Origin of the sequence: Nisaea acidiphila (assembly GCF_024662015.1) — a bacterium.
GTDB classification, from domain to species: domain Bacteria; phylum Pseudomonadota; class Alphaproteobacteria; order Thalassobaculales; family Thalassobaculaceae; genus Nisaea; species Nisaea acidiphila.
This window is the reverse complement of record NZ_CP102480.1, coordinates 3,478,179-3,503,413: the sequence shown is the minus strand read 5'-3', so window position 1 is coordinate 3,503,413 and position 25,235 is coordinate 3,478,179. Positions and strand designations below refer to the sequence as shown.

Below are 25,235 nucleotides of genomic sequence, written 5' to 3'. Positions count from 1 at the left end.
CCCTATTCGGCCGCAAGGGCCGAAGCGCGGTCGAAATCCTCGGGGAACAGAAGGATGGCCGAGAGCACCGGCATCGGCGTGAGGCCGCCCATGGCGCAGAGCGATCCGTCCGTCATCAGTTCACAGAGGTCTTCGATGAGCGCGATGTTGCGGGCGACGTTCTCGCCCCGGAGTATTTTCTCGACAGTCTCCCGCCCGCGGACCGCGCCGATCCGGCAGGGGGTGCATTTCCCGCAGCTTTCCTCCTCGCAGAACTCGAAGGCGAAGCGGGCCATTTCGGCCATATCGACCGTCTCGTCGAACACGGTGATGCCACCATGGCCAAGCATCGCCTTGTGCTCTGCGAGTGCCTCGTAATCCATCGGAAGATCCAGCATCTCCTCGGAGACATAGGCGCCGAGCGGGCCGCCGAGCTGGGCGGTGCGGAACGGACGGCCTGTCGCGGTGCCGCCGCCGAACGTCTCGATCAGCTCCCGGATGGTGACCCCGAAGGCCTTCTCGACAAGGCCGCCGCGCCTGATGTTGCCGGCAAGCTGGAAAGCCTGGGTGCCGCGCGAGCGCCCCATGCCGAAATCCTTGTAGAACTCCGCGCCTTTGGCGAGCACCACCGGGACGGTCGCAAGGGTGAGAACGTTGTTCACCACCGTCGGTTTGCCGAAGAGGCCGTGGATCGCCGGGATCGGCGGCTTGGAGCGCACGGTTCCGCGCCTGCCCTCGATACTGTTCAGCATCGAGCTTTCCTCGCCGCAGATATAGGCGCCGGCGCCGCGACGGATCGAGACCCGGAAATCCTTCCCGCTTCCGCGGATATTACCGCCGAGCCAGCCCGCCTCCTCCAGCGCCTCGATGGCGCGGGTCATCTTGGAGATCGCATGCGGGTATTCGGAGCGGATATAGACGATGCCCTGCCGGGCACCGGTCGCAAATCCCGCGATGACCATTCCCTCAAGCAGGGTGAATGGGTCGCCTTCCATCAGCATGCGATCGGCGAATGTGCCGCTGTCGCCCTCATCGGCGTTGCAGCAGATGTATTTCTCCGCCTGCGCCTGCTCACGCACCGTGTGCCATTTGATGCCGGCGGGGAAACCAGCACCGCCGCGGCCCCGGAGGCCGGATTGCAGTACCGCCTCGCAAATCGCCTCTTCGGTCATGGTGAGCGCGGTCTTGAGACCCTCAAGCCCGCCATGCGCCTCGAAGTCCCGTACCGAGAGCGGGTCGATCACGCCGACGCGGGCAAAGGTCAGCCGCTCCTGGTTTTTCAGGTAGTCGATCTCTTCCGTCGGTCCGAGGGCGCGCGGGTGCCCCGTCCCGGAGGAAATCGCGTCAAGCAACGACCCGGCCTCATCCGGGGCTACCGGCCCGAAAGCCATCCGCCCGTCCGGACCGTCCCATTCGACCAGCGGCTCCAGCCAGAGCATCCCGCGCGACCCGTTCCGCACCAGACGGAGATCCAGGCCACGTTCTTCCGCGGCGACCGCAAGAGCGGCTGCGACGCGATCCGCGCCGACCGAGACGGCGGCCGCATCGTCCGGCACAAAAAGAACCAGGCTCATCGTCCGGCCTCCGCGATCGCGGCATCCACGGCCGCGCCGTCTGCCCGGCCGATCAGGGCGCCATCGACCATGGCGGCCGGAGCCAAGGCGCAATTGCCAAGACAGTAGACCGGCTCGAAGGTGACGCCCGCCGCGGAGATCTCAGACAGCGAAACCCCGTAGCGGGACAAAAGCCGCTCCGTCAGGGCTTCCGCGCCCATAGAACGGCAGGCCTCCGCCTGACAGATCCTGACCGTAATCGGGGCTCCCGGCTCGGTTCTGAAGTCGTGATAGAAGCTGACCACGCCGTAAACCTCCGCCTTGGAGAGGTTCAGGCAATCGGCGAGGATCGGAACGCTCTCCCCGGGGATATGGCCGACCCGCACCTGCAGGTCGTGCAGGATCTCCAGCAGCATGGAGGGATCGTTGCTGCGGGTAGCGCAGATCGCACGCGCCTCCCGCGCGCCGGGGATTTCCTCGGACACAGACATGAGCATATCTCGCAATTGTTCTATCCCATGCCCGCTTGACCGCAGGCTTGAGGAAGAAGCATTCACGAGCCCAGCCGGACGATCCAATCGTTACTTTCGATGGGCCGATTGAGCTTTTCTATGAAGGACGCGTCAGAGGACCGCGACAGCGCGATTTCCTTCGCCGAGGGTGACGACGGGTCAGGCTCGACAGCTTGGCAACAGCGTCGACAGAAGGGTCGCCAGGACCGCAACCGGAAGAATCCATGCCTCCCAGGTCCCGAGCGTCGCCAGCGTGGCCCAACTGGCGAAACACCAGAACAGCGGCAGCACGCCTAGCAGCCGGACCGCCAGGTTTCCCCGCACCATCACAAGCACGCCCAGCGTCACGATGGCCGTCGGGTCCGGGGTCAGCGCGAAGAGTTCGGCGCCCGCTGGCGGGCGGCCATCCGCGAGCGCGACGAACGGATGCAGGAACATGCCGTAGGCGCAGATCGCAAATCCGACAGGGTTCGTGGTTTCAGCCGGCCGGATGGCGTTCAGGTAACCCCCGAGAAAAGCCAGCAGCGCCGCCTGAACGAGAAAGACCGGCACCAGATCGGTGGCGAGCCAGTTGATCGTGGCGTAGCGGGTCAGGAAGACAAGCCCGCTCACGGCCCAGGCGAGCGCGAGGATCGCCGCGATGGCGCGCCCGGCCCAGGTCGGACGCCGGTGCAGCAGAATGAGGACCGCTATACCGGCCAGCAGCGCCGCGAATTGAGCTGGCCAAAGCGCCGCATTGTGCAGTTCGAACAGGCGCCAGTAGACCGGCTCGGAGAACAGCAGGAAATCCTCCGGGCTGTAGGTCAGCCAGGTTTCCATCAAAGGTTCCGGATAAAGGCGGAGATCCGGTCGCGCATCGCCGCATCCAGCAGCGGACCGCTCGCGGCCCCAACGTTCTCGCGGGCATGTTCCGGGCGGGTTGTCGCCGGGATCGGGATCGTTTCCGCGGGCCCTGAGAGGATGTATTTCAGCACGATTTGCGCCCATGTGTCGGCACCGAGTTCCGCGGCCCATTCCGGTATCGGCTCGCGTTCCAGCCGGCGGGTCAGATCGCCGCGGCGGAACGGGCGGTTGACGATCACGGCTATGCCGCGCTCGCGCGCGAGCGGCAGGATGCGGTCCTCGACCTCGCGGTCGACCGGGTTGTAGGTCACCTGGATGAAGTCGAGCGTGCGTGACCGCATGACCTTCTCGAAGAGATCGTGCCGACGGCCGTGCGAGGTGGTGATGCCGATATAGCGGAGACGCCCGTCGTCCTTCATCGCCGCGAGCGTGTCGAGATGGGCCTCCCAGCCGACGAGGTTATGCACCTGAACGAGATCGAAGCGCGGAACCCGCCAGTATTCCCGCGACTGCTCGATCTGCGCCGGTCCCTCCCCGGTGTCGCCGGTCCAGACCTTGTCCGCGGAGAAGACGTCACCTGTCCGCCCGATTTTCTCCAGACCGGCGCCAATCACGTCCTGCGAGGAACCGTACATCGGAGAGCTGTCGATCATCCGCCCGCCCGCGTCGAAAAACGCGTCCATGACCCCGGCCGAGGAGGCGCGCATCACCGGTTCGTTGCCGACATTGAAGGTGATCCAGCTCCCGAGCCCAACGGCGGGAACGGCCTCGCCGGAAGACGGGATCGTCCGCATCAGCGGCGACGCGGATTGTGCGGCGAGAGGCAGCGAAGCGAAGCTCAAGGCCGCCGCGCTTCCCGCAAGGAACCGGCGGCGGTCGATATGTCCGGGATTGCTCATACCGGAATATCTGGGCCGACACGCCCGTCAGGCAACCGCGAAGAGCGCGATTTCCACCGCCGACGGCAAACGCGCCCCGGTGCCGACGAAGAGTGTGCGGTTGACCCATGCGTAGCGAGGATTGCCGGTCTCCAGATGCGCGGCGGTACGCATGTAATATTCCCCCGGATCAACCGCCTCTCCAGCAGCGAGCCGCTCGATCACCTCGGGCGGGCCGTGCCGGAACCCTTTGTTTACGACCTCGACCAGCGCCCCGTCGGAGGTCTCGAAGGCGTATCGGGCGTCTAGATAGGCGCAGCCATCGTCATAAATGGTCTGCCAGTCCGCACCGACGTTCAGAATGGTACCGTTCAGCTCCGGCCCCTCGACGCTGCCGCCGATAATCGGAATGATCCGGCGCTTGCCGGCCCGCCCCCTGCCAAGCTCCCTAATCGGGGAGAGTTCGACCGTCAGCGTGCAGACCGGGCGCAATCCGGGAGCCGTCCTCATCTCAGACGAAACCCAGCAAGCGGGCCGCGTTGTTCTTCATGATATCGGGCCGGATCTCGTCCTTGATGTTGATCTGCTCGAAATCGGCGAGCCAGCGCTCCGGCGTGATCATCGGCCAGTCGGAACCGAACAACACCTTCTTCTTCAGGATCGAGTTGCAGTAGCGCACCAAGATTTCCGGGAAATATTTCGGGCTCCAGCCGGAAAGGTCGATATAGACGTTCGGCTTGTGCTGCGCGACGGCCAGCGCCTCCTCCTGCCAGGGAAAGGAGGGATGGGCGAGGATGATCTTCATCTCCGGGAAGTCGACCGCGACGTCGTCCATATACATCGGATTGGAGTATTTCAGCCGCATCCCGTTGCCGCCCGGCATGCCGGAACCGACCCCGGTCTGCCCGGTGTGGAAGAGCGCGATGCAGCCCTCCTCCGCGATCGCCTCATAGAGCGGATAGGCGATGCGGTCGTTCGGATAGAAGCCCTGCATGGTCGGGTGGAACTTGAACCCCCTGATGCCGAAGTCGCGGATCAGCCGGCGCGCCTCGCGGACCCCCATCTTGCCTTTCCAGGGATCGATGGAGGCGAACGGGATCAGCACGTCGTCGTTCTTCGCGGCGAGCTCCGCCACTTCCTCGTTCTTGTAACGCCGGTAGCCTGTCTCGCGCTCGGCATCGACCGGAAAGATCACGGCAGCGATGTTCTGCTCGCGATAGTGCTGCGCGGTGTCCTCGACGGTCGGCGGATGGGACCAGGGAGCCCGGAAGTACTTCGCCATCGCCGCCTGCAAATCGTCGTAACCGTCGTCGCTGTGGCAGCCGCAGGGCTCTTCGGCGTGCGTGTGGATGTCGATCGCGCGGACCTTGGAGATATCGACCATGTTCTGTTCCTTCAGATCCTGGTGACGGCTGCATCGCCGTCGTCGTAGAGCCGTTCCAGCAAAGGCGCCCGGCGCTGCAGGACACGGCGGAAATTGAGGTTGCCTTTGGCGGTCATCTCAGCGTCGGGCATCGAGGCGGGCTCCGCCAGCACGATGGCCCGGCTGACTCGTGTCGAACTGCCGGAGACCTCCCGGTCGCGCGCTGCGAGCCGGCGATGGATATCGCCCAACAACAGTTTGTCGGTCAGCGCGCCGCCCATCTCATCCAGCGCGTAGCCCTCACGCTCCAATTCGGCGAGGTTCGGGAAGACCATCACCCCGATCTCGTTCCGGTCGGCGCCGGTTACGACGAGATCCGCCGCCAGCGGCGCCAGGCAGGAGAGCATGTCGAGACGGAGCTGCGCCGCCCTGACCCAGGTACCGGTCAACAGCTTGAAATCCTCGGAAATCCGGCCATCGAACTTAAGTCCGCGGTTGAAATCTTCCGGATCGACAAAGGTCATCGCATCGCCGGTGATGAAGTATCCCTCATCGTCAAAAGCGTCCCGTGTCTTTTCCGGAGCTTCGAAGTAACCCGGCATGATGTTCGGACCCTTTACCCGAATCTCGCACCGCATTTCCTCGTCCGGGATCAGCTTCACGGTGACGCCGTTCAGCGGCACGCCGACCACGCCGGAGCGCTCGGTCGGTTCCATCTGCATCAGCGCGGCCGGCGCGGTCTCGGTCAGCCCCCAGGAGGAGGTAATGAGCGGCACCTCTCCCTTGACGTCGGAGGCCATGCGCTCCAGCCCCTCCCATACCTCCTGGGGCAGAGAAGCGCCGGCATAGAAGATCAGGTCCAGGTCCTCGAAAAAGCGCTGGCGGAGATCCGCATCGTCGGTGAGCGCCTTCAGCAGCATCGAGAAGCCGACAGGCACGTTGAAGGAAAGTGTTCCCGGCATCAGGGAGAGGTTCTCCACCGTCCGCTCGAACAGGCCCTTCACCGGCTTGCCGTCGTCGATATAGAGGCTGCCGCCGTTCGCCAGCATCATATTGAAATTGTGCGATCCGCCGAAGACATGGTTCCACGGAAGCCAGTCGGTGATCCTCGGTGACCGCTCGCGGAGAAACGGCAACGCATCGGCAATCTGCGCCTGGTTCGTGCACATCATCCGATGGGTGGTGAGCACGCCCTTCGGATCGGAGGTGGACCCCGAAGTCATCAGGATCTTGGCGACGGTATCCGGCGTGACCGCCGCGAAAGCCGCATCCACCTCGGGCCCGGCATTCGCCTTCAGCAGATCCTCGAAGGCGGTGACGTCGGCGCGCCCGCCGGTCCGGCTGGCGACGATCTCGATCCCGTCGAAAATGTCGAGCTTCAGCGCCTCGGCATATTGCGCGGCATCGACCGCGTAAGCGAGACGCGGCTTCACCAGCTCGACCGCGTGGCGCAGCCGGTTATGTGCGCCGTGCACGAGGGAATACTGCTCGGCCACCGGCACGATGGGCGCACCGACATATTGCGCCGCGAGGGCCAGCAGGCCGTGGTCCACACCGGCACCGGACAGAACGATGATCGGTGTCCCCGCGCCGAGCCCGCGTTCCAGTAAGCCTGCGGCGAGCGCACGAACCTTTTCCAGCGCCGACCCGTAGCTCTCCTCGCGCCAGCCGGCACCGCTCCGCTCCGCGAGGAAAACACGGTCCGGCGCCTCACCGGCCCAGCGGTGCAGCCAGTCCCCGGTCCGATCGACCACCGGGCCGAGCGGATAGGAGGAGCGCAGGATCATGCTTCCGTCGGCCCGTATTTCCCGGGTCGCGCGGTGCGGCTTGAAATTGCTAGCCCGCTTGATCATCTGGCCTCTCCTGCGCGGATAAGAATCATCGCCTCGGCGACCGTGTCGCGCATTTCGGGAGACAATCTGCCGAGAAGCCGAGCCTCATGACCTTCGACCGCCTTCATCGCGGTCTCGCAGAGGCGGCGGCCGGCAAGCGTGACGCTGAGCGCGTAGGTTCGCCGGTCCGTTTCCAGCCGGTCGCGAACGATCAGGTCCCGCCGCTCCAGCTCATCGACAATCACCACGAGATTGGGCCGCTCGATATCCATAACGGCGGCGAGCTGCGACTGGTTGAGCCCCGGATTTTCCATGATCAGCACAAGCGCCGTATAGGAGGTCATCCGCAGATCGAAGGGCTTCAGGGTCTCCGCGAGGTCCGCCTGAACGACGTTGAAGGCCCGCTTCATCCGGTAGCCGAGAAATCGTTCCAGCGCCGAGTCCGAGACCTCTTCGTCGGCTGGAGGAACCAGAACGGTCTTGAGCGCGCTCATGCTCCCGCTCCGAAATTCGGCGCCCGCTTCTCAAGGAAGGCCGCGAGCCCTTCTATCGCGTCCGGGCTGGTCTGGGTCAGCGCGGCGCAGAGGCTCTCGGTAAAGAGCCCATCCGCCTTGGACATGTCCTCGATCCGGGCCAGCGCCTGGATCATGATGTAGTTGGAGAGCGGAGCGTTGGAGGCAATCTTTTCCGCCAGCTCCAGCGCCTTCTCCAGCGCCTCGCCCTCGCCGACCGCGTAATGGGTCAGGCCAAGCGCCAGACCCTCTTCCGCCGAGTAGCGACGGCCGGTCAGCATCATCTCGATCATCCGGTCTGCGCCGAGGATGCGCCCGACCCGGACGCTGGCGCCGCCGCCGACGAAGATCCCACGCCGGCCTTCCGGGAGCTGGAAGATCGTCGAGGGCTCGGCGATACGAACATGCGTCGAGCTCGCGAGTTCCAGGCCGCCGCCGATAACGGCACCGTTCATGGCCGAGACCACCGGCAAGCCGCCGAACTCGACCCGGTTCATCACCTCGTGCCAGCTTCGCGAGTGCCGCATCGTGCCTTCCGCATCGCGCGCCACATGCTCGCTGAGATCGAGACCGGAGCAGAAATGCCCGCCGCTGCCGGTCAGAACCGCCGCCTTCACGCCCGCCGGCGGCGCGCGGAAAAAGCCGTCGATCGCCTCCAGCAGCGCATCGCACATGGCATTGCGCTTCTCCGGGCGGTTCATGGTGAGGACGGCGATGGCGCCGCGGATCTCGATCTTCAGGACAGGTTCGCTCATCGGGCTTCCTCAGCGCCTCGGCAGCCGCACCGCGCCGTCGAGGCGGATGGTCGTGCCGTTCAGATAGGGGTTGGTGATGATCTGCCCTGCGAGCAGGGCGTATTCGGCAGGCTCTCCGAGCCGGTCCGGGAAGGGAATGTTCGCGGTGATCTTCTGCGTCACCTCTTCCGGCAGGCCCTCCATCATCGGGGTATGGAAGAGACCGGGCGCGATGGCGACGACGCGAATGCCGAACTGGGAAAGTTCCCGCGCCGCCGGCAGGCAGAGCGAGGCGATCCCGCCCTTGGAGGCAGCATAGGCAGCCTGGCCGAGCTGGCCGTCCTCGTAAGCGACGGAAGCAGTATTGACCACCACCCCGCGCTCTCCGCCCTCAAGCGGCTCCAGCGCCGAGATCAGGCGCGCCGCATGGCTCATCACGTTGTAGGTGCCGAATAGATTGACCTTCAGCGTCCGCTCGAAGACGTCGATGGAGAGCTTGCCCTCCCGGCCGACGATCCGCGCGGCGGTACCGATACCGGCGCAATTGACGACGATGCGCGGGGCGGCGCCGAGTTCGTCGGCGATACTCTCGACCGCGCTGCCCACGGCACCGGACTCGCTGACATCGACCTGCCGGAACGTCCCCCCGATCTCCGACGCCACGGCGGCACCCCGCCCGGCATCGAAATCCAGGATCGCCACCTTCGCCCCTTCCGCCGCGAGATGACGCGCGGTCGCGGCGCCGAGGCCGCTTCCGCCGCCGGTGACGATGGCCGCATTGCCGTCAATGAGCATGGCTCAGTCCTCCATCAGGTGAGCAGGAACAACGTGATCGACGGGAACAGCACCAGCAGGATCACGCGTAAGATGTCGGAAGTGACGAACCAGAGCACAGCTTTGTAGGTTTCGCTGATCGGCGTTTCCCGATCCATCACGTTGATAATGAAGAGATTCATCCCCACGGGCGGGGTGATTAGCCCGACCTCTACGACGATCAGCACAAGGATGCCGAACCAGATCGCCATATGCTCCGGGCTCATGCCGAAATCGAGCTGACTGACGACCGGAAAGAAGATCGGAATGGTCAGCAGGATCATCGAGAGGCTGTCCATCAGGCAGCCGAAGATCAGGTAGAAGACGAGGATCAGGCTCAGCACCATCCAGGGGCTGAAGCCCTGCCCGACGACCCATCCGGAGAGTTCCTGCGGCACCTGGCTGAGGGCGAGGAAGCTGTTGTAGAGCCCGGCCCCGAGGATGATGAAGAATATCATCGCGCTGCTCTGGGCCGTCGCGATGACGCTTTCCTTCAGCGCCGCCCAGGTGAGGCTGCCTTTGGCCAGCGCGACCAGCCCGGTGCCGGCGGCGCCGACCGCCGCGCCTTCCGTCGGGGTGAACCAGCCGAGGTAGATCCCGCCCACCACCAGACCGAAGACCAGCAGTACCGGCCAGACATCGAACAGCGCCCTGAAGCGCTCGTCATATTCCACCGGCTCCCGCGTGCCTGCCGATTTCGGGTTGTAGCGGACATAGAGCGAGATCGTGATCATGTAACCGAGCGCTGCCAGCAGCCCCGGAACGAAGGCGGCGGCGAAAAGCTTGGCGATGTTCTGCTCGGTCAGGATCGCGTAGATGACGAGGATCACCGAGGGCGGAATCAGGATGCCGAGGGTCCCGCCAGCCGCCAGCGTCGCCGTCGAGAAGCCGCCGGAATAGCCGTATCGCCGAAGCTCCGGGAGCGCGACCTTGCTCATCGTCGCGGCGGTCGCCAGGGAGGAGCCGCAGATCGCGCCGAACCCGGCGCAGGCCCCGACAGCCGCCATGGCAACGCCGCCCCGCCTGTGTCCGAGCCAGGCCTCGGCCGCCTTGAAAAGCGCGGAAGACATTCCGGAGACGGTGGCGAATTGCCCCATCAGCAGGAACATCGGAATGATGGTCAGCGAATAGCTGGAGAAGGTGGTGTAGGTCTCCGATTTCAGCTTCGCCATGAACATGGCGGTGCCGCCGGTCGCGAGATAGAGCCCACCGATGCCGCAGAGGAACATCGCGAGGCCGATCGGTGCCCGCAGAAAAATCAGCACCAGCAGGGCCGGGAAGGACCAGAAACCGAGTTCGAGCGGACTCACGGGGTCAGGCCTCCGGAACGGCGAGGGGATTACGGCCGGTCACGAGTGCATAGACCCGCACGACGGCAACATAGACGGCGATCAGACCGGCGATCACTGCGGCGAGGAAGCTTGCGCCATAAGCCCACCAGATCGGGAATTGCAGCAGAAAGGTGGTCTCCCCGTTACGCAACTTGCTCTGGAAGCCTTCGAAGAGACGCCAGGCTATCAGCAACACCACCAGCGTGAAGACCACCTCCCAGAGCGTGATCAGGAAGCGGTTCACGGCGCCGGGAAACTGATCGGAGACGATATCCACCGTCGCGTGCCCGCCTTTCAACTGGCATATCGGCAGGAAGGCGAAGATCGCAAAGGCAATCCCGGCTTCGACCAGCTCGAAATCCCCCTTCACGGGCGCAACACCGGTCGCGAGCAGCGCCTTGCCGAGCGCGGCTGACAGACCTGTCAGCACATCGCTGTGGCCGAGTGTGTTGAGGCCGCGGCCGAGCACGCTGACGCAGGTGATGACGATTAGCGCCAGCAAGACCGCACCACCGAGCAGGGCCATGAAGCGCGCCAGCTTCAGTGCGAAAACAGGCATAGGGAAACGGCTCCGGGAATGGAAACGAACGGACGGGCCCCGGACCGCCCGAGAGCGGTCCGGGACGGGGACGCTATTGCGCCGCCGTATGTTTCCTGATCAGGGAAGTGGCCTTCTCAAGCAGACCGGCCCCGTCGAGCCCCTTTTCCGCCATCTCCTTGAGCCAGGTGGCTTTCACCGGCTCCGCCGCCTTCTGCCACTCGGCGACCTGATCCGGCGCCAAGGTCACGATGTTGTTGCCGCGGGCCACCGCCGCCGCCCGGGCCGGACCGTCGTCGCGCTGCATCTGCGCTCCGGCGAAAGCCGAAAACTCTGCCCCGGAATTCTTGTCGATCACCGCTTTCAGATCGTCCGGCAAGCTTTCCCAACGATCCTTGTTCATCGCGAAGATAAAAGTCGTGGTGTAGAGCGTCTGGTCGCCGAACTCGGTGTGATTGCCGACCAGCTCCGGCACCTTCAGCGCGCCGGTGACCTCCCAGGGGATGACGGTCGCGTCGATCACACCCTTGGAGAGCGCTTCCGGAACCGCCGGGACCGGCATGCCGACCGGGGTCGCGCCGAGGGTCGAGAACAGCATGTTGGTCACCCGCGTCGGCGCCCGCAGCTTCACCCCGTTCAGGTCAGAGACTTTCGCGATCGGCGCCTTGGAATGGATCTGGCCAGGCCCGTGGACCCAGAGCCCGAGCACTTTGAAGGCCTTGAAGTCGGTATCCATCATGGTTTCCTCGGCGAGCTCCCAATAGGCCCGCGAGGTCGCCTCGGCATTGGTCATGGTAAAAGGCAGCTCGAACGCCTCGGTCCGCGGGAAGCGGCCGGGCGTATATCCGGAGACGGTCCAGATGATGTCCGCAACGCCGTCGATCGCCTGATCGATCAGTTCGGGCGGTTTGCCGCCGAGCTGCATCGCCGGAAACCGCTGGATCTCAATGCGGCCATTGGACTCCGCCTCGACCTTGTCGGCCCAGACATAAAGGATGTTTTTCGGGACATTGGCCTGCGCCGGCAGGAACTGGTGCATGCGCAGGGTCACTTCGGCGGCACTCGCCGCCCCGATCCCGAAAGCAAACGCGGCCGCAGCCGCGACCGCACGGGTCACGCTCACGCGGATAAAGGTCATGGTTTCCTCCCCAGATGACCGTTTTTTCGGCGGAGGCTTTGCGCCTCTCTTCCAATTAGTTATGTAGCATAACTAATTTGCGGCGGGCCAGCATTCGTTGCGCGGGAGGAGTCGTTTTCTCCGAGCGCCGCTTGTCCGGCCCCGCGCGAGTGGCAAAAAACACCCTGCGGTCACGCATTCGGGCACTGTGGCAGCAATCTCCCGCAACGCCCTGTCTTTCTGTGTGTTTTGACACGGACGACCGTGCCTCTCCCTTCCATATCGTCCCCCATGCCCGCCTAACCGGAGCGGGAGCTGAGTTCGAACTGCGTAGAGGAATGGTTGGGTGCCCGCCCCGCGAAGTCGCGGCCCCGACCGGACGAAACGAGAGGGAGTATCAAACGTGAGCAGACGTTCAAACAGCACGGTGCACGGGTTCAACCCGGGCGCCGCACGTATCAGCAACATCCCCGGATGGTGGCTGCCGCTGCAACTGTTCCGGGCCGTCACCCGCTATCTCAGGGACAGGCAGGACTACGAACATATGCGGGACCTGCCGGATTATCTGCTGAAGGATATTGGGGTCACCCGCACCGAGATCGAAGAGAAGTTGAACCGTCCCTTCCTTTGAACGGCACCGGCTCCGATCCGGATGTCGCCCCAGCGGCGCCCGGACCGGGGCCGCCCGCCGAATTTCCGTACCGGACCCGTGACCGGATGCGGAGACCGGGCGCGACGGACTGTTGAGCACCCTGACGTCGTGCCTGTATGAGCGTCGCCGCGAAAGCGGCGGCGCTGATTGTTTTTCGGAAAGGCGATGCGCCGGCGCCTAGATACCGTTCTCCGCAAGGAACCGCCCGACAGTTGCGATACAAGTTCGCCAGGCCGGTTCGTGATCGACCAGGATATGGTTGCGACTTTCCAGCGGCACGAAACGGGCGTCCGGAATACCCGCCGCCAGCGCGCGTCCTTCGTCGATCGGAATGCGCTGATCGTGTTTCGCGTGCAGCACAATGGTCGGCGCCTTGACCTCCGCCAGCCTGTGCCGCACGTCGATATAGCCGAACGCGTCCTGAAAACGGGCCGCGTTCCCTGGCGAAGTGGTCTGGCGCTGGAAATCGTCGAACCATTCGAGATCCGCCGCGCTCGCCTCCGGCATGAAGGTCTGCGAAAAGATATGCCGGTAGGCGGGGTTGTCCGTCCCCCAGCCGAGTTCCGTCAGCTTCAGCACCGCCTCCCGCCGCGCCTGTTCCTCCGGGCTGGTCGAGATCCGCCATCTGGCGGTGTAGCCGCTTACCAGAATGAGGCCGCTCACCCGTTCCGGATGACGCACCGCATATTCGATCGAGACCGCGCAGCCCTGGGAAATGCCGAGCAGCGGGAAGCGTTCGAGACCGAGTTTGTCCGCCACTGCTTCAAGATCCTCGACAAAGGCCTCGAAACTCAAATCCTCCACATCCCAGTCGGAGAGCCCGCAGCCGCGCTCGTCATAGCGGACGAAAGTCCGGTGCCGGGCGATTTCGGCAAAGCTCCGGCCCCAGATCGGACTCGCCCAGTCGAATTCAAGGTGGTTGAGCCAGTTCGCCGCCTTCAGCAGTGGCGGCCCCGAACCGACGGTCGCATAGGCGATCTTGGTGCCGTCCTGCACCTGACAGAAACCGATCCGCTGATCGCGCAAGGCCCGCGCCTTCGCGCTGCCTTCCTTGTCCGGCCCGGTTCCGCCGCGTACTGCTGTTGCCCGGCCCGGCTCGTCCGGCGCAGGCCTAACGGTCGGACCCTGAGCGGGAGTGGGCTCGTAACCTGCCGCCCCCTCCGGATCGGCCTCGCGCCAGAGCCGCAGCCACTTCCGAACGGCAGGAGACGGCATTTCAGGATGCGCGACCAGCTTGCGAAGCACCAAGATCCGGGCGCCGCGCGCATCCTCGCGCTCCGCCGTTAGCCAGGCATCGAAAGCGTCGGAGCCGGCACCGTCGAGACCGTCCAGAAACTCGAGATCGAGCTGGCTCAAGACCTCTTTCAGTTCCTCGATCGAGAGCGTCGCGTCGGCTCTCAAGCGCCGATAGATATCGCTCACGTCGATCCAGGCACTTGTGGCGTCGAACTGAACGCGCTCGCGGTCGGCGACGATCCGATGGCATTCCGGCGAGTCGGCGACGGAGCGCAATTTGCTGAGCCCCCACCGCAAGGCCGCTTTCGGATCGTCCGGCAGATCCCAGAACAGCTCGCACAACCGCTCTCGACGGTGCGGCCGGCCAGTCGCGACGAGAAACGCGAGCAATGCGCGGGCCTTGCGCGACGCGGGCAGAGCCACCTCTGCACCGGCGCGGACCACACGCAGTTCGCCCAGCAGAGAAATTTCGAGTTCGTCAGGCATCGGGATCCCAAAGCCCAAATTACAACGCTCAGTTGGACACAATTACAACGTCCCGCACAACGCCGGAGACAACGCCATTGTCGGAGACGGCGGACCTAGCGCACCGCCCGGCATGCGGGGCGCCCTATCTATCCGCGATCCCGTAGAGGCAGTGGTGAGATTGCTCACAACCGAGATCGGTTTTTACGACCCGCAACCGGATCGAACGGCGACCGCCCGTCATTTGCATAAAAATATTATGGAATTCAATTGCCGTCTTGAACACCCCGCTATGGATACGGCCTCCGAGAGCGGCAGGATGACTGGATCGGACTGAATATGGGTTTCTCAATCAGATTTTCCGGCGACACCATGATCGTCCAGATATTCGGGGTCGTTAACCAGCCGTCAGGTGGAAGGTTCCTCGAGGAACTGCTCGAATGCGTCGCCATCGCCCCAAGGCGGGTCATCATCGACCTTTCCGGAGTCATGCTGCTGAGCCGGCTCAACGCCTACTATCTCGTCGTGACCTGCCGGATGCTGTCGTCCCTGATCGCAGAGGTCAGAGTGAGGGGGGCACGGGGCCTTGTCAGTGCGCAGCTAAAAAGGCTCTCCCGCAATCTTTCCTGCGATCCGAATTTCCGGGACGCCATCGCGATCCTGGCCGCCAACCTGGACGAGCCCGACCTGCGACCGGTGGCCAATCGCCCCTGACGTGACTTTCCTCACGTATGTCTGCACATAACAACGTTGCAGCGCCGAATTACAACTGGTTGCACAACGCTGCCGACAACGCCGCCGTAAGAAACCGCGCTCATTGCAGACGGACGCGCTGACCCGAAACCGTTTCGGCCGATCACGCTTCGCCAAGCACCTGGAAACATGAAGAAAGAGAGGGTCGCCCGGTTCCCGGGAGCCTCCTTCGTGACCTTGAAAACGGAACCAGTTTAGATGGAAATTCAAACAAGCTCTATCGGCGAAACGCATGTGGTCACAGTCAGCGGAGCCGTGGACCGTGCCGCGTCCGGCCGCTTCTGGGACGCGCTGATCTCGATCGCGCGGGCCGGGAACGTGAGGATGATCGTCGACATCACCCGCGTCACCGTACTGAGCCGACCGAGCATGCGCAGCCTGATCACCGCCTCCAAGCTGCTTTCCTGCTCCAGAGGAGAATTGCGGGTCTGCGGCGCGCAGGGACTGATCGGCGCCCGGCTCTGGAGCCTCGGCTTAAATCACCTCCTGAACTGCGACCCGACGCTCAAGGCCTCCCTCCTCGCCCTTGAGGGATCACCGCCCGAAGCGCCCCGACCCCAATCCTCCGCCATGCCGGCAGAGCCGGCCACAGCCTACTGAAGAAAGAGAGCAAGCCCATGACCACGACCGTCAGAGATCTCGACCGGCATCCGCTGCCGAACGCCGCCATTTCTGGATGGTGGCTGCCGCTGCACCTGTTCCGCAGTCTCGCGAAACATTTCCGGGACCAGCGCGACTACGAGCACCTGCGGGATCTTCCGGATTACCTGCTGAAGGATATCGGCATCTCCCGGCAGGAGATCGGCGAGAAGGACCCGTATCCGTTTTTCTGAACGGCGCCAAGATCGCCCGGCAGACGCAATGCACCCGCTGCCGGACCTGGTTCAGCGCCGCTGCCCCCTGCAGCGGCGCTGGATTAGCTAATGCTTCAGCCGGAAGCGCTGGATCTTGCCGGTCTGTGTCTTCGGCAAGGCCTCGGTGAAAACCACAGAGCGCGGATACTTGTAGGGCGCGATTGCCGCCTTCACATGGGACTTCAGAACCTCTACCTCGGCGTCGGACGGCTCCACGCCCTCGGCCAGCACGACATGCGCCTCCACGATCTGCCCGCGCTCCGCGTCCGTGGCCCCGACCACCGCGCATTCGGCGACATGGGGATGCGCGAGCAGCGCCGCCTCGACCTCCGGGCCCGCGATGTTGTAGCCGGCGGAAACGATCATGTCGTCGTTACGGGCGGCGAAGTGGAAGTAGCCGTCTTCGTCCTGAATGAAGGTGTCGCCGGTGATGTTCCAGCCGCCCTCGACATATTTCGCCTGCCGTTCATCCGCAAGATAGCGGCAGCCCGTCGGGCCCTTCACCGCGAGCCGTCCGGGCGTACCACGCGGCACCTCGTTCATTTTCTCGTCCACCACCTTCGCCTCGTAGCCCGAGACCGGCGTGCCGGTGCAGGCCGGGCGCGCATCTCCGAAGCGGTTCGTGATGAAGATATGCAGCAGCTCCGTGGAGCCGATCCCGTCGAGCATCGGCTTGCCGGTCTTCGCCATCCAGTCCTCGAAGACCGGGGCCGGCAGGGTCTCGCCGGCGGAAACCGCGCAACGGAGCGACGAGAGATCCGCTCCCTCCTCCATCGCCCGCAGCATGACCCTGTAGGCCGTCGGCGCAGTGAAGCAGACTGTCGCTTTGTAAGTCTCGATGATCTCTATCATGTTCGGCGGCGAGGCGGTCTCCAGCAAAGTCGCGGTCGCACCGAACCGGAGCGGAAAGATGGCGAGCCCGCCGAGCCCGAAAGTGAATGCAAGCGGCGGCGAGCCGACAAAGACATCCTCCGGCGTGACAGCGAGCACTTCCTGGGCATAACCGTCTGCGATCGTCAGAAGGTCGCGGTGAAAATGCATGGTCGCCTTGGGCGCGCCCGTGGTTCCGGACGTGAAGCCAAGCAAGGCCACGTCGTCCCGGCCGGTCTTCACCGCCTCGAAACGCACCGGCTTACCGAGGGCGATCCTGTCGAGCTCCGCGTCGTGGTTGGCGGTGCCATCGAAGCCGACGACCGCTTTCAGGTACTCGCTGTCCTTGCCGCAGGCGACCAACTCGTCCATCAGCCGCGTGTCGCAGAGCGCGAGGCTGATCTCCGCCTTGTCGACGATCTGCGCAAGCTCACCGGCACGGAGCATTGGCATGGTGTTGACCACCACCGCCCCCGCCTTGGTCGCGGCGAGCCAGCAGGCGACCAGCGCCGGATTGTTGGCGGAGCGGATCAGCACCCGGTTGCCCGGCTTCACGCCGTAACCCTCGACCAGCGCATGGGCGAGGCGGTTGGTCCAGTCGGTCAGTTCCTTGTAGGTGCGCTGGCGGCCGTTGCCGATCAGGGCGACATGGTCTCCGAAGCCTTTGGCCACCATGTCGTCGGTCAAGACCTTGCCGACATTCAGATATTCCGGATAGGGAAAGCCTTCGAGCAGGTAGTGCGGCTGCATCGCCGGCGGCGGCAGGTTGTCCCGGGTGAAAGTATCGATATGCCCGCTCGGTCCCAGCATGATCTCAGCTCCCCAATGCCTGCCGTGCGAAGACGGCTTTCCACACGTCAATCGCCCTCGAAAACCGGTTTTTCCTTGGCGACGAAAGCCCTGTAGGCGCGCTCGAAATCCACTGTCTGCATGCAGATCGCCTGCGCCTGGGCTTCCGCCTCGATCGCCTGTTCGAGCGACATGCTCCATTCCTGATTGAGCTGGGTCTTGGTGATGCCGTGGGCGAAGGTCGGCCCGGCGGCGAGTTTCCGCGCGAAGGCGATGGCCTCGGCCTCGACCGCATCGGGGCCGTGCAGGGCGTTGAAATAACCCCAGGCGAGCCCCTCCTCGCCGCTCATGGAGCGACCGGTATAGAGCAGTTCGGCAGCCCGCCCCTGGCCGATGATCCGGGGCAGGATGGCGCAGGCACCCATGTCGCAGCCGGCGAGCCCAACCCGGGTAAAGAGAAAGGCGGTCTTGCTCCCTGGCGTGCCGAAGCGGATATCGGAGGCCATCGGGATGATCGCCCCGGCGCCGGCGGAGATACCGTCCACGGCGGCGACGATCGGCTTTCCGCAATTGAGCATCGCCTTGACGAGATCGCCGGTCATGCGGGTGAAAGCGAGCAGCCCCTTCATGTCCATATCGACGAGCGGCCCGATGATGTCGTGCACGTCGCCGCCGGAGCAGAAATTCCCACCGTTCGAAGCGAAGACCACAGCGGCGACATCGTCGGCATAGGGCAGGGCCCGAAAGGTATCTCGCAATTCGGCATAGCTCTCGAAAGTGAGCGGGTTCTTGCGCTCCGGCCGGTCGAGCCGGACGATCGCGACCCGGTCCTCGACCTGCCAGCGGAAATGTTTTGGTTCCAGTCCGGCCATCCCGGTCATAGACCGTCTCCCTGTCTGCGAATGTTCTTGAGCCGCTCGGCGACAAGCTCGGCATCCTCCACCGGCACGGAAGCGAGCAGCCGGTCGACCCAGCCTTCGTGCGCGGCGGCCATTTCGGCGAAACTCTCCCGGCCGAGCGGTGTCAGGCGCACCAGCGTGGCGCGCTTGTCGCTCGCAACCGGCACCCGCTCCACCAGCCCGTCCTGCACCAACCGCTCGACTATGACTGTCACGTTGCCGTTCGAGACCATGAGCTGCTGCGACAGCTCGCTCATCTGCAAGCCCGCCTCGTTGCGGTCCAGCGTCGAGAGCACGTCGAAGCGCGGCAGGGTATGGCCATAGGCGAGCCGCATCTCCTCGCGCAGCGCGTTCTCGACGAAGCGCGTGGTCCGCAGCAGGCCGAGCCAGAGCCGGAGCCGCGCCTTGCGGGCGCTGTCCGCCTCGCTCATATCTCGCCTCCGCTGATCGAAACCGCCTCGCCGTTCACCCCTTCGGACCCCGGACCGCAGAGCCAAAGCGCGGCGGCGCTGACTTCGGCCGGTGCGATCAAACGTCCCTGCGGATTGTTGGCGGCGAGCTTTGCTCGCGCCTCCTCAGGCGATACGCCGGTCTTCTCGACGATGTTGGCGATGCTGCGCTCGGTCATCTCGGTATCCAGAAAGCCTGGGCATATCGCGTTGGCGGTGACGCCGCTGCGCGCGACCTCGAGAGCGACGGAGCGCACGAGGCCGACCGCGCCGTGTTTCGCCGCCGTGTAGGCCGCGACATAGGGATAGCCTTTGAGACCCGCTGTCGAGGCGACGGCGATCAGCCGCCCCCATTCGCGCCCCTTCATCTGCTGCAGCCCGGCGCGCAGAGTAAGGAAGACGCCAGTAAGATTGACCGCGAGATGCCGGTTCCAGTCCTCGAGACTCGTCTTCGCGAAGGGTGCGCTTTCGGCCACCCCGGCATTGGCGATCACGATATCGACCGGGCCCGCCGCCTCGAACAGATCCGCCACCGATTGCTCGTCGGTCACATCGGCGACGCAGGGCAAGATCGCGCGATGACGTCTCGCGACCACCTCCAGCGCATCGATCCGCCGCCCGGCAATGACCACGCGGGCGCCCGCCTCGGCGAAATGCAGGGCCATGTCGGCGCCGACGCCACTGCCGCCGCCGGTGATGAGCGCGATTTTGCCGTCGAGGCTCATACCCGGATCTCCGTCGCGGCGGCGCGTTCGGCGAGCCGGTACATCTGATCGCGTCCCGCGAGATAAGGCGCAGGCCAGGTTGTTCCCCGGTCGCCATACGCCGCCGCCGCATGCAGCGTCCAATACGGATCGGCCAGATGCGGACGGGCGAGGCAGACCAAGTCGGCCCGGCCCGCGAGCAGGATCGAGTTCACATGGTCCGGCTCGTAGATATTGCCGACAGCCATGGTCGCGACGCCCGCCTCGTTGCGGATCCGGTCGGAGAACGGCGTCTGGAACATGCGGCCATAGACCGGCTGCGCCTCGATCGAGGTCTGACCCGCCGAGACGTCGACGATATCGACCCCGGCGGCAGCGAAAAGCCGGGCGATCTCGACCGCCTCTTCCGGTGTCACCCCGTCGTCGCCCGCCCAGTCGTTTGCCGAAATACGGACCGACATCGGCTTCTCCGCCGGCCAGACGGCGCGCATGGCATAGAAGATCTCCAGCGGATAGCGCATCCGGTTGCCGAGATCGCCGCCATATGCGTCGGACCGCCGATTGGAGAGCGGCGAGATGAAGGAGGAGATCAGGTAGCCGTGCGCGGCATGCAGCTCGACCATGTCGAAGTTGGCCCTTGCCGCCATTTCGGTCGCGGCGACGAACTCTTCGCGCACCCGGTCCATGTCGGTGCGGTCCATCGCCTTTGGCACCGCATTGCGTGGCGACCACGGAATGTCAGAGGCGGAAAGCAGCGGCCAGTTGCCCTGCTTCAGCGGCACGTCCATCTCCTCCCAGCCGAGCTGGGTCGAGCCCTTGCGGCCAGAATGGCCGATCTGTGCGCAGATCTTTGCTTCGGTCTCGGCATAGACGAAATCCGTCAGCCGCCGCCAGGCCGCTTCATGCTCCGGCGCGTAGAGGCCGGGGCAGCCGGGGGTGATCCGTCCCTCCGGCGAGACGCAGGTCATCTCGATAGTGACCAGACCGGCGCCGCCCTTCGCCCGCTCGGCATAATGCGCGAAATGCCAGTCCGTCGGGCAACCGTCGACTGCCTTGTACTGCGCCATCGGCGAGACCACGACGCGGTTCGCGAGGCTCATGTCGCGGAGTTTGAACGGCGCGAACATCGGCGCCCGGTGCGGGGCGTTGGCGCCGGCACCCGCCTGCCTCTGGAACCAGGTCTCGGCCGACTTCAGCCACTCCCGATCGCGCAGCCTCAGATTTTCGTGACTGATGCGCTGGGAACGGGTGAGCAGCGCGTAGTTGAACTGCACCGGATCGAGCGTGAGATAGCGCTCCACCTCCTCGAACCATTCGGTCGAGTTCCGCGCCGCCGATTGCAGGCGCAGAACCTCGACGCGGCGCTCCTCCTGGTAGCGGGTGAAGGCGCCCTCCAGCGTCGGCTCGGAGTGCAGGTAATTGGCGAGCGCAATGGCGCTCTCGAAAGCGAGCTTGGTGCCGGAGCCGATGGAGAAATGCGCCGTCGCCGAGGCGTCGCCGAGCAGCACGACATTCTCGTGGAACCATTTCTGGCAAAGCACGCGCGGGAAGTTCAACCAGGCCGAACCGCGGAGATGCCGGGCGTTCGACATCAGGGCATGGCCGCCTAGGTGGTCGCGGAAGATCTCCTCGCAGGCCGCAATACTCTCGTCCTGCGTCATACCGCCGAAGCCCCAGGCCTCCCAGGTTTCCTCGGAGCATTCGACGATGAAGGTCGCGGTGTCGTCGTCGAATTGATAGGCGTGCGCCCAGACCCAGCCCTTTTCCGTCTCCTCGAAGATGAAGGTAAAGGCGTCGTCGAACTTCTGATGCGTGCCGAGCCAGACGAACTTGCAGGCCCGGGTGTCGATCTCCGGCAGAAAGCTCTCGGCAAACTCGGTCCGGGTCTTCGAGTTCAGTCCGTCGGCGGCGACGACGAGGTCGTACTCCTGCATATAGCTTGCAGCGCTGTCGATCTCGGTCTCGAACCGCATCTCGATGCCGAGTTCGCGTGCCCGCTCCTGGAGAAGCAGCAGCAGCTTCATCCGTCCGATGCCGCAGAAACCATGGCCCGAGGAGGTCGTGCAGGTGCCCCGGTAATGCACGGCGATATCGTCCCAATAGGCGAAATGGGCGCGGATAGCCTCGGCGCTGACCGGATCGTTGGCCTTCAGATTGTCGAGCGTCTCGTCCGACAGCACGACGCCCCAGCCGAACGTGTCGTCGGCGCGGTTGCGCTCGATCACGGTGATCTCGTGCGCCGGATCCTTCAGCTTCATCGAGGTGGCGAAATAAAGGCCCGCGGGCCCGCCGCCGAGGCATGCGATCTTCATGGATATGGCTCCGCCGGTAAGGGGCGACAGTGAGGAAGGATTTCACTCCGGCAAAAATGTTTCAAGCTTTAAATTTCAAACTTGAAATATATCTGGAGCAGTCCGAACGCTGCCCGTATGATGCCGGTCAGACACGCTGCGGAGACAACCGCACCTGCCCGGAGGAGATCCGATGAGCCATATCAATGTGCAGCCGGAAGGCTGGGTCCAGCCCAAGGGCTATGCCAACGGGATCCTCGCACGCGGCGCCTCGCTCCATATCGGCGGGCAGATCGGCTGGAACGAGAACCAGGTCTTCGAGGCGAAGGATTTCATCGGCCAGATGGAGCAGGCGCTACGCAACATTCGCGCCGTGCTGGAGGCCGCCGGCGGCAAGCCGGAGCATCTCGTCCGGTTGACATGGTACGTCACCGACAAGCAGGACTATCTCGCCAACCAGCGGGAAGTCGGCGAAGCCTATCGCCGGGTCCTGGGTTACCATTTCCCGGCGATGGCGATGGTGGTGGTCTCCGCCCTCGTGGAAGACGAAGCCAGGATCGAGATCGAGGCAACCGCCGTCATTCCGGACTGATCGCCCGCATCCTCAGCGGAATGCCAGGTTCTTCCGCGACAGCTCCGCCACGCTACTGACGCCCATCAGGCGCATGTCGCGCTCGATCTCCGTCCGCATCAGGGTCAGCGCACGCTCGACCCCGGCCTGCCCGGCGGCCGCCAGCGGATAGAGGTAGAAGCGTCCCCCGCCGACCGCCTTTGCCCCCATCGAGAGCGCCTTCAGCACATGGGTCCCGCGCTGGATGCCGCTATCCATGATCACGTCGATCCTGTCGCCGACCGCGTCGACGATCTCCGCGAGCTGGTCGAACGACGAGCGCGAGCCGTCGAGCTGGCGGCCGCCATGGTTGGAGATCACGATGCCGGTACAGCCGATCTCCACCGCCCGCTTCGCATCCTCCACCGACATCACGCCCTTCAGGCAGAACTGCCCGTCCCAGAGCTCGACCATCTTGGCGACATCGTCCCAGGTCATGGACGGGTCGAGCATTTCGGTGAAATAGCGGCCGATGGACATGGCGCCGCCGCTCATATCCACATGCTCGTCGAGCTGCGGCAGGCGGAACTTCTCGTGGGTGATGTAATTTATCCCCCACATCGGCTTGATCGCGAACTGCGCCATGCCGCCGAGCGTCAGGCGGAACGGAATGGAGAACCCGGTGCGCAGGTCGCGCTCCCGGTTGCCGCCGGTGATGCTGTCCACGGTCAGCATCATGACCTGGACTCCGGCCTCCTTGGCCCGCTCCATCATCGCCTTGTTCAGGCCGCGGTCCTTGTGGAAATAGAACTGGTAGCATTGCGGATTGTCGTGCTTGCGCCGCAACTCCTCCAGGCTGACCGTGCCGAGGGAGGAGACCCCGAACATGGTGCCGAACTTCGCCGCCGCGGCCGCCACCGCCCGTTCGCCGTCATGGTGAAAGAGCCGCTGCAGGGCCGTCGGCGAACAGTAGATCGGCATTTCCAGCTTCTGCCCCATCACCGTCACCGACATGTCGATATCGGCCACCCCGCGCAGGATGTTCGGTACCAGATCGCAGCGCTCGAAACTCTCCGTGTTGCGCCGGTAGGTCACCTCGTCGTCGGCGGCGCCGTCGATATAGTTGAAGATCGGGCCCGGCAACCGCCGTTTGGCGAGCTTCCGGAAATCCTGGAAATTGTGGCAGTCCGTCAGTCTCATTTTTCCTCCCCGACCATATTCTCCGGCCGCACCCAAGCATCGTATTCAGCCTCGGTCAGGTGACCGAGCGCAAGCGCCGCCTCTTTCAGGCTGGTACCCTCGGCGAAAGCTTTCTTCGCGATCTGCGCCGCCTTGTCGTAGCCGATATGCGGGTTGAGGGCGGTGACCAGCATCAGCGACTGTTCCATGAGCTGGCGGATGCGGTCCTCGTTCGCCTCGATCCCCTTGACGCAGTTCTCAGAGAAGCTGCGAGTGCCGTCGGCCAGCAGACGGACCGACTGCAGCAGGTTGTAGATCATCACCGGCTTGAAGACGTTCAGCTCGAAATGCCCGGTCGCGCCGGCCGTGGTAATGGTGACGTGGTTGCCGATCACCTGGGCCGCGACCTGGGTCAGCGACTCCGACTGGGTCGGGTTCACCTTGCCGGGCATGATGGAGGAACCCGGTTCGTTCGCCGGAAGCTGCAGCTCGCCGAGGCCGCTGCGGGGGCCGCTGCCGAGCAATCGCACGTCGTTCGCGATCTTCATACAGCTCGCAGCCAGCACGTTGAGGCAGCCCGACATCTCGACCAGCGCGTCATGCGCCGCCAGCGCCTCGAACTTGTTGACCGCGCTGATGAAGGGAATGCCGGTGATCTCGCGCACCTGCTCGACGAAGCTCTCGGCGAAACCCGGGGCTGCGTTCAGGCCGGTGCCGACGGCGGTCCCCCCCTGCGCCAGCTCGCGCAACCGCGGCAACGCGCCTTTCACCCGTTCGATTCCGAGTTCGATCTGCCGCGCATAGCCGGAGAACTCCTGCCCGAGCGTGACCGGCGTCGCGTCCTGCAGATGCGTGCGGCCGATCTTCACGATGTCCGCGAACTCCTCCTGCTTCGCCTTCAGCGCCGCATGGAACGCTTCCAGCGCCGGAAGCAGCTCCCGTTCGATCTCCAGCACCGCCGCGATCGACATCGCGGTCGGGAAACTGTCGTTGGAGCTCTGCCCCAGATTGACATGATCGTTCGGATGCACCGGCGCCTTGCTGCCTATTTCCCCGCCGAGCAGTTCGATCGCCCGGTTCGAGATCACCTCGTTCAGGTTCATGTTGGTCTGCGTGCCGGAGCCGGTTTGCCAGACAACCAGCGGGAAATGATCGTCGAGCTTACCCGCGACGATCTCGTCCGCTGCCGCAACCATGGCCTTGCCGAGCTTCGCGTCGAGCGTGCCCAGCGCCATGTTGGCCAGCGCCGCCGCTTTCTTCTGGATTGCGAAGGCTCGGATCAGCGCGGCCGGCATGCGCTCGCCGCCGATCTTGAAATTCTGCAGCGAACGCTGAGTCTGGGCGCCCCAATAGCGGTCCGCGGGTACGGACATTTCGCCCATCGTGTCGGTTTCGGTACGTGTCTCGGTCATGATCGGTCCTCCGTCAGCTCCATGTGGGCCGGGTTACGGTTGAGACCAGCATTGCTCTGTGGAGTCGCCCGTCCGCCTTGGACGGCGGATCATTCTCGTGTTCTCAATGCCCGCAGACGGCTACGCG

26 protein-coding genes are annotated in these 25,235 nt (G+C 64.5%); 5 read left to right on the top strand and 21 right to left on the bottom strand.

Going from position 1 to position 25,235, the window contains the following annotated elements:
- Positions 1-2 precede the first annotated feature (2 nt).
- The 13 genes from NUH88_RS16365 to NUH88_RS16305 all read right to left on the bottom strand — a co-directional run bounded on the left by NUH88_RS16365 (position 3) and on the right by NUH88_RS16305 (position 12,026).
- A complete protein-coding gene (locus NUH88_RS16365; RefSeq protein WP_257767466.1) occupies positions 3-1,553 on the bottom strand; it encodes a formate dehydrogenase beta subunit in 1,551 nt (516 codons plus the stop codon).
- Positions 1,550-2,023, bottom strand: coding sequence for an NAD(P)H-dependent oxidoreductase subunit E (locus NUH88_RS16360; protein WP_257767465.1), 474 nt, complete (start codon positions 2,021-2,023; stop codon positions 1,550-1,552). Before NUH88_RS16360 ends, NUH88_RS16365 begins: the two co-directional genes overlap by 4 nt.
- 180 nt (positions 2,024-2,203) lie before the next feature.
- Positions 2,204-2,863, bottom strand: coding sequence for a DUF6064 family protein (locus NUH88_RS16355; RefSeq protein WP_257767464.1), 660 nt, complete (start codon positions 2,861-2,863; stop codon positions 2,204-2,206).
- On the bottom strand, positions 2,863-3,786 hold the full coding sequence (locus NUH88_RS16350) for an aldo/keto reductase (protein ID WP_257767463.1): 924 nt from the start codon (positions 3,784-3,786) through the stop codon (positions 2,863-2,865). The genes NUH88_RS16355 and NUH88_RS16350 overlap by 1 nt, the downstream gene beginning before the upstream one ends.
- Before the next feature lie 27 nt (positions 3,787-3,813).
- Positions 3,814-4,275, bottom strand: coding sequence for a DUF3237 domain-containing protein (locus NUH88_RS16345; protein WP_257767462.1), 462 nt, complete (start codon positions 4,273-4,275; stop codon positions 3,814-3,816).
- A gap of 1 nt (position 4,276) precedes the next feature.
- Positions 4,277-5,149 carry an amidohydrolase family protein gene (locus NUH88_RS16340; protein WP_257767461.1) on the bottom strand — a complete coding sequence of 291 codons (873 nt, stop codon included), beginning with the start codon at positions 5,147-5,149 and terminating at the stop codon, positions 4,277-4,279.
- An 11-nt stretch (positions 5,150-5,160) separates the two neighbouring features.
- A complete protein-coding gene (locus NUH88_RS16335; protein ID WP_257767460.1) occupies positions 5,161-6,981 on the bottom strand; it encodes a feruloyl-CoA synthase in 1,821 nt (606 codons plus the stop codon).
- A complete protein-coding gene (locus tag NUH88_RS16330; RefSeq protein ID WP_257767459.1) occupies positions 6,978-7,454 on the bottom strand; it encodes a MarR family winged helix-turn-helix transcriptional regulator in 477 nt (158 codons plus the stop codon). Before NUH88_RS16330 ends, NUH88_RS16335 begins: the two co-directional genes overlap by 4 nt.
- Positions 7,451-8,227, bottom strand: coding sequence for a crotonase/enoyl-CoA hydratase family protein (locus tag NUH88_RS16325; protein WP_257767458.1), 777 nt, complete (start codon positions 8,225-8,227; stop codon positions 7,451-7,453). The genes NUH88_RS16330 and NUH88_RS16325 overlap by 4 nt, the downstream gene beginning before the upstream one ends.
- Before the next feature lie 9 nt (positions 8,228-8,236).
- Positions 8,237-9,001 (bottom strand): SDR family NAD(P)-dependent oxidoreductase, encoded by a 765-nt coding sequence (locus NUH88_RS16320; RefSeq protein ID WP_257767457.1) that lies wholly within the window; start codon positions 8,999-9,001, stop codon positions 8,237-8,239.
- Positions 9,002-9,015: 14 nt separating this feature from the next.
- On the bottom strand, positions 9,016-10,329 hold the full coding sequence (locus tag NUH88_RS16315) for a TRAP transporter large permease (protein WP_257767456.1): 1,314 nt from the start codon (positions 10,327-10,329) through the stop codon (positions 9,016-9,018).
- Between the two features lie 4 nt (positions 10,330-10,333).
- Positions 10,334-10,909: a TRAP transporter small permease gene (locus NUH88_RS16310; RefSeq protein ID WP_257767455.1), complete on the bottom strand. Its 576-nt coding sequence runs from the start codon at positions 10,907-10,909 to the stop codon at positions 10,334-10,336.
- A gap of 73 nt (positions 10,910-10,982) precedes the next feature.
- Positions 10,983-12,026, bottom strand: coding sequence for a TRAP transporter substrate-binding protein (locus NUH88_RS16305; protein WP_257767454.1), 1,044 nt, complete (start codon positions 12,024-12,026; stop codon positions 10,983-10,985).
- Positions 12,027-12,408: 382 nt separating this feature from the next.
- On the opposite strand from NUH88_RS16305, the gene NUH88_RS16300 reads away from it, so the two are divergent.
- Positions 12,409-12,636 (top strand): DUF1127 domain-containing protein, encoded by a 228-nt coding sequence (locus NUH88_RS16300; RefSeq protein WP_257767453.1) that lies wholly within the window; start codon positions 12,409-12,411, stop codon positions 12,634-12,636.
- A gap of 198 nt (positions 12,637-12,834) precedes the next feature.
- Here the strand turns inward: NUH88_RS16300 and NUH88_RS16295 are convergent, their stop codons facing one another.
- Positions 12,835-14,379 carry a bifunctional AfsR/SARP family transcriptional regulator/alpha/beta hydrolase gene (locus NUH88_RS16295; protein WP_257767452.1) on the bottom strand — a complete coding sequence of 515 codons (1,545 nt, stop codon included), beginning with the start codon at positions 14,377-14,379 and terminating at the stop codon, positions 12,835-12,837.
- A gap of 318 nt (positions 14,380-14,697) precedes the next feature.
- On the opposite strand from NUH88_RS16295, the gene NUH88_RS16290 reads away from it, so the two are divergent.
- The 3 genes from NUH88_RS16290 to NUH88_RS16280 all read left to right on the top strand — a co-directional run bounded on the left by NUH88_RS16290 (position 14,698) and on the right by NUH88_RS16280 (position 15,944).
- Positions 14,698-15,072, top strand: coding sequence for an STAS domain-containing protein (locus NUH88_RS16290; RefSeq protein WP_257767451.1), 375 nt, complete (start codon positions 14,698-14,700; stop codon positions 15,070-15,072).
- Between the two features lie 237 nt (positions 15,073-15,309).
- Positions 15,310-15,711, top strand: a complete 402-nt coding sequence (locus tag NUH88_RS16285) for an STAS domain-containing protein (RefSeq protein WP_257767450.1) — start codon at positions 15,310-15,312, stop codon at positions 15,709-15,711.
- A 17-nt stretch (positions 15,712-15,728) separates the two neighbouring features.
- A complete protein-coding gene (locus NUH88_RS16280) occupies positions 15,729-15,944 on the top strand; it encodes a DUF1127 domain-containing protein (protein ID WP_257767449.1) in 216 nt (71 codons plus the stop codon).
- A gap of 87 nt (positions 15,945-16,031) precedes the next feature.
- Here NUH88_RS16280 and NUH88_RS16275 read toward each other — a convergent pair whose 3' ends face one another.
- From NUH88_RS16275 to NUH88_RS16255, 5 genes are read right to left on the bottom strand one after another with little or no spacing between them, the layout of a single operon-like run.
- Positions 16,032-17,645, bottom strand: coding sequence for an AMP-binding protein (locus NUH88_RS16275; protein WP_257767448.1), 1,614 nt, complete (start codon positions 17,643-17,645; stop codon positions 16,032-16,034).
- Between the two features lie 47 nt (positions 17,646-17,692).
- Complete coding sequence (locus tag NUH88_RS16270) at positions 17,693-18,505, bottom strand: enoyl-CoA hydratase family protein (RefSeq protein ID WP_257767447.1); 813 nt, start codon at positions 18,503-18,505, stop codon at positions 17,693-17,695.
- A complete protein-coding gene (locus NUH88_RS16265) occupies positions 18,502-18,954 on the bottom strand; it encodes a MarR family winged helix-turn-helix transcriptional regulator (RefSeq protein ID WP_257767446.1) in 453 nt (150 codons plus the stop codon). The genes NUH88_RS16270 and NUH88_RS16265 overlap by 4 nt, the downstream gene beginning before the upstream one ends.
- Positions 18,951-19,697 (bottom strand): SDR family NAD(P)-dependent oxidoreductase, encoded by a 747-nt coding sequence (locus NUH88_RS16260; protein ID WP_257767445.1) that lies wholly within the window; start codon positions 19,695-19,697, stop codon positions 18,951-18,953. Before NUH88_RS16260 ends, NUH88_RS16265 begins: the two co-directional genes overlap by 4 nt.
- Positions 19,694-21,988 carry a bifunctional salicylyl-CoA 5-hydroxylase/oxidoreductase gene (locus NUH88_RS16255; protein ID WP_257767444.1) on the bottom strand — a complete coding sequence of 765 codons (2,295 nt, stop codon included), beginning with the start codon at positions 21,986-21,988 and terminating at the stop codon, positions 19,694-19,696. The genes NUH88_RS16260 and NUH88_RS16255 overlap by 4 nt, the downstream gene beginning before the upstream one ends.
- A 172-nt stretch (positions 21,989-22,160) precedes the next feature.
- On the opposite strand from NUH88_RS16255, the gene NUH88_RS16250 reads away from it, so the two are divergent.
- Complete coding sequence (locus tag NUH88_RS16250; RefSeq protein WP_257767443.1) at positions 22,161-22,559, top strand: RidA family protein; 399 nt, start codon at positions 22,161-22,163, stop codon at positions 22,557-22,559.
- Between the two features lie 12 nt (positions 22,560-22,571).
- Here NUH88_RS16250 and NUH88_RS16245 read toward each other — a convergent pair whose 3' ends face one another.
- Positions 22,572-23,717 carry an alpha-hydroxy acid oxidase gene (locus tag NUH88_RS16245; protein ID WP_257767442.1) on the bottom strand — a complete coding sequence of 382 codons (1,146 nt, stop codon included), beginning with the start codon at positions 23,715-23,717 and terminating at the stop codon, positions 22,572-22,574.
- Positions 23,714-25,108, bottom strand: coding sequence for a class II fumarate hydratase (gene fumC, locus NUH88_RS16240; protein WP_257767441.1), 1,395 nt, complete (start codon positions 25,106-25,108; stop codon positions 23,714-23,716). Before fumC ends, NUH88_RS16245 begins: the two co-directional genes overlap by 4 nt.
- Positions 25,109-25,235 lie beyond the last annotated feature (127 nt).

What these genes read in the sequence shown, in the direction of transcription:
- NUH88_RS16360 (WP_257767465.1), bottom strand. Translation starts at nt 2,023, where the DNA reads ATGTCTGTGTCCGAGGAAATCCCCGGCGCGCGGGAGGCGCGTGCGATC.
- NUH88_RS16330 (WP_257767459.1), bottom strand. Translation starts at nt 7,454, where the DNA reads ATGAGCGCGCTCAAGACCGTTCTGGTTCCTCCAGCCGACGAAGAGGTC.
- NUH88_RS16270 (WP_257767447.1), bottom strand. Translation starts at nt 18,505, where the DNA reads ATGACCGGGATGGCCGGACTGGAACCAAAACATTTCCGCTGGCAGGTC.
- fumC (WP_257767441.1), bottom strand. Translation starts at nt 25,108, where the DNA reads ATGACCGAGACACGTACCGAAACCGACACGATGGGCGAAATGTCCGTA.
- NUH88_RS16350 (WP_257767463.1), bottom strand. Translation starts at nt 3,786, where the DNA reads ATGAGCAATCCCGGACATATCGACCGCCGCCGGTTCCTTGCGGGAAGC.
- NUH88_RS16255 (WP_257767444.1), bottom strand. Translation starts at nt 21,988, where the DNA reads ATGAAGATCGCATGCCTCGGCGGCGGGCCCGCGGGCCTTTATTTCGCC.
- NUH88_RS16290 (WP_257767451.1), top strand. Translation starts at nt 14,698, where the DNA reads ATGGGTTTCTCAATCAGATTTTCCGGCGACACCATGATCGTCCAGATA.
- NUH88_RS16285 (WP_257767450.1), top strand. Translation starts at nt 15,310, where the DNA reads ATGGAAATTCAAACAAGCTCTATCGGCGAAACGCATGTGGTCACAGTC.
- NUH88_RS16245 (WP_257767442.1), bottom strand. Translation starts at nt 23,717, where the DNA reads ATGAGACTGACGGACTGCCACAATTTCCAGGATTTCCGGAAGCTCGCC.
- NUH88_RS16265 (WP_257767446.1), bottom strand. Translation starts at nt 18,954, where the DNA reads ATGAGCGAGGCGGACAGCGCCCGCAAGGCGCGGCTCCGGCTCTGGCTC.
- NUH88_RS16345 (WP_257767462.1), bottom strand. Translation starts at nt 4,275, where the DNA reads ATGAGGACGGCTCCCGGATTGCGCCCGGTCTGCACGCTGACGGTCGAA.
- NUH88_RS16325 (WP_257767458.1), bottom strand. Translation starts at nt 8,227, where the DNA reads ATGAGCGAACCTGTCCTGAAGATCGAGATCCGCGGCGCCATCGCCGTC.
- NUH88_RS16320 (WP_257767457.1), bottom strand. Translation starts at nt 9,001, where the DNA reads ATGCTCATTGACGGCAATGCGGCCATCGTCACCGGCGGCGGAAGCGGC.
- NUH88_RS16365 (WP_257767466.1), bottom strand. Translation starts at nt 1,553, where the DNA reads ATGAGCCTGGTTCTTTTTGTGCCGGACGATGCGGCCGCCGTCTCGGTC.
- NUH88_RS16310 (WP_257767455.1), bottom strand. Translation starts at nt 10,909, where the DNA reads ATGCCTGTTTTCGCACTGAAGCTGGCGCGCTTCATGGCCCTGCTCGGT.
- NUH88_RS16275 (WP_257767448.1), bottom strand. Translation starts at nt 17,645, where the DNA reads ATGCTGGGACCGAGCGGGCATATCGATACTTTCACCCGGGACAACCTG.
- NUH88_RS16280 (WP_257767449.1), top strand. Translation starts at nt 15,729, where the DNA reads ATGACCACGACCGTCAGAGATCTCGACCGGCATCCGCTGCCGAACGCC.
- NUH88_RS16295 (WP_257767452.1), bottom strand. Translation starts at nt 14,379, where the DNA reads ATGCCTGACGAACTCGAAATTTCTCTGCTGGGCGAACTGCGTGTGGTC.
- NUH88_RS16335 (WP_257767460.1), bottom strand. Translation starts at nt 6,981, where the DNA reads ATGATCAAGCGGGCTAGCAATTTCAAGCCGCACCGCGCGACCCGGGAA.
- NUH88_RS16260 (WP_257767445.1), bottom strand. Translation starts at nt 19,697, where the DNA reads ATGAGCCTCGACGGCAAAATCGCGCTCATCACCGGCGGCGGCAGTGGC.
- NUH88_RS16305 (WP_257767454.1), bottom strand. Translation starts at nt 12,026, where the DNA reads ATGACCTTTATCCGCGTGAGCGTGACCCGTGCGGTCGCGGCTGCGGCC.
- NUH88_RS16355 (WP_257767464.1), bottom strand. Translation starts at nt 2,863, where the DNA reads ATGGAAACCTGGCTGACCTACAGCCCGGAGGATTTCCTGCTGTTCTCC.
- NUH88_RS16340 (WP_257767461.1), bottom strand. Translation starts at nt 5,149, where the DNA reads ATGGTCGATATCTCCAAGGTCCGCGCGATCGACATCCACACGCACGCC.
- NUH88_RS16250 (WP_257767443.1), top strand. Translation starts at nt 22,161, where the DNA reads ATGAGCCATATCAATGTGCAGCCGGAAGGCTGGGTCCAGCCCAAGGGC.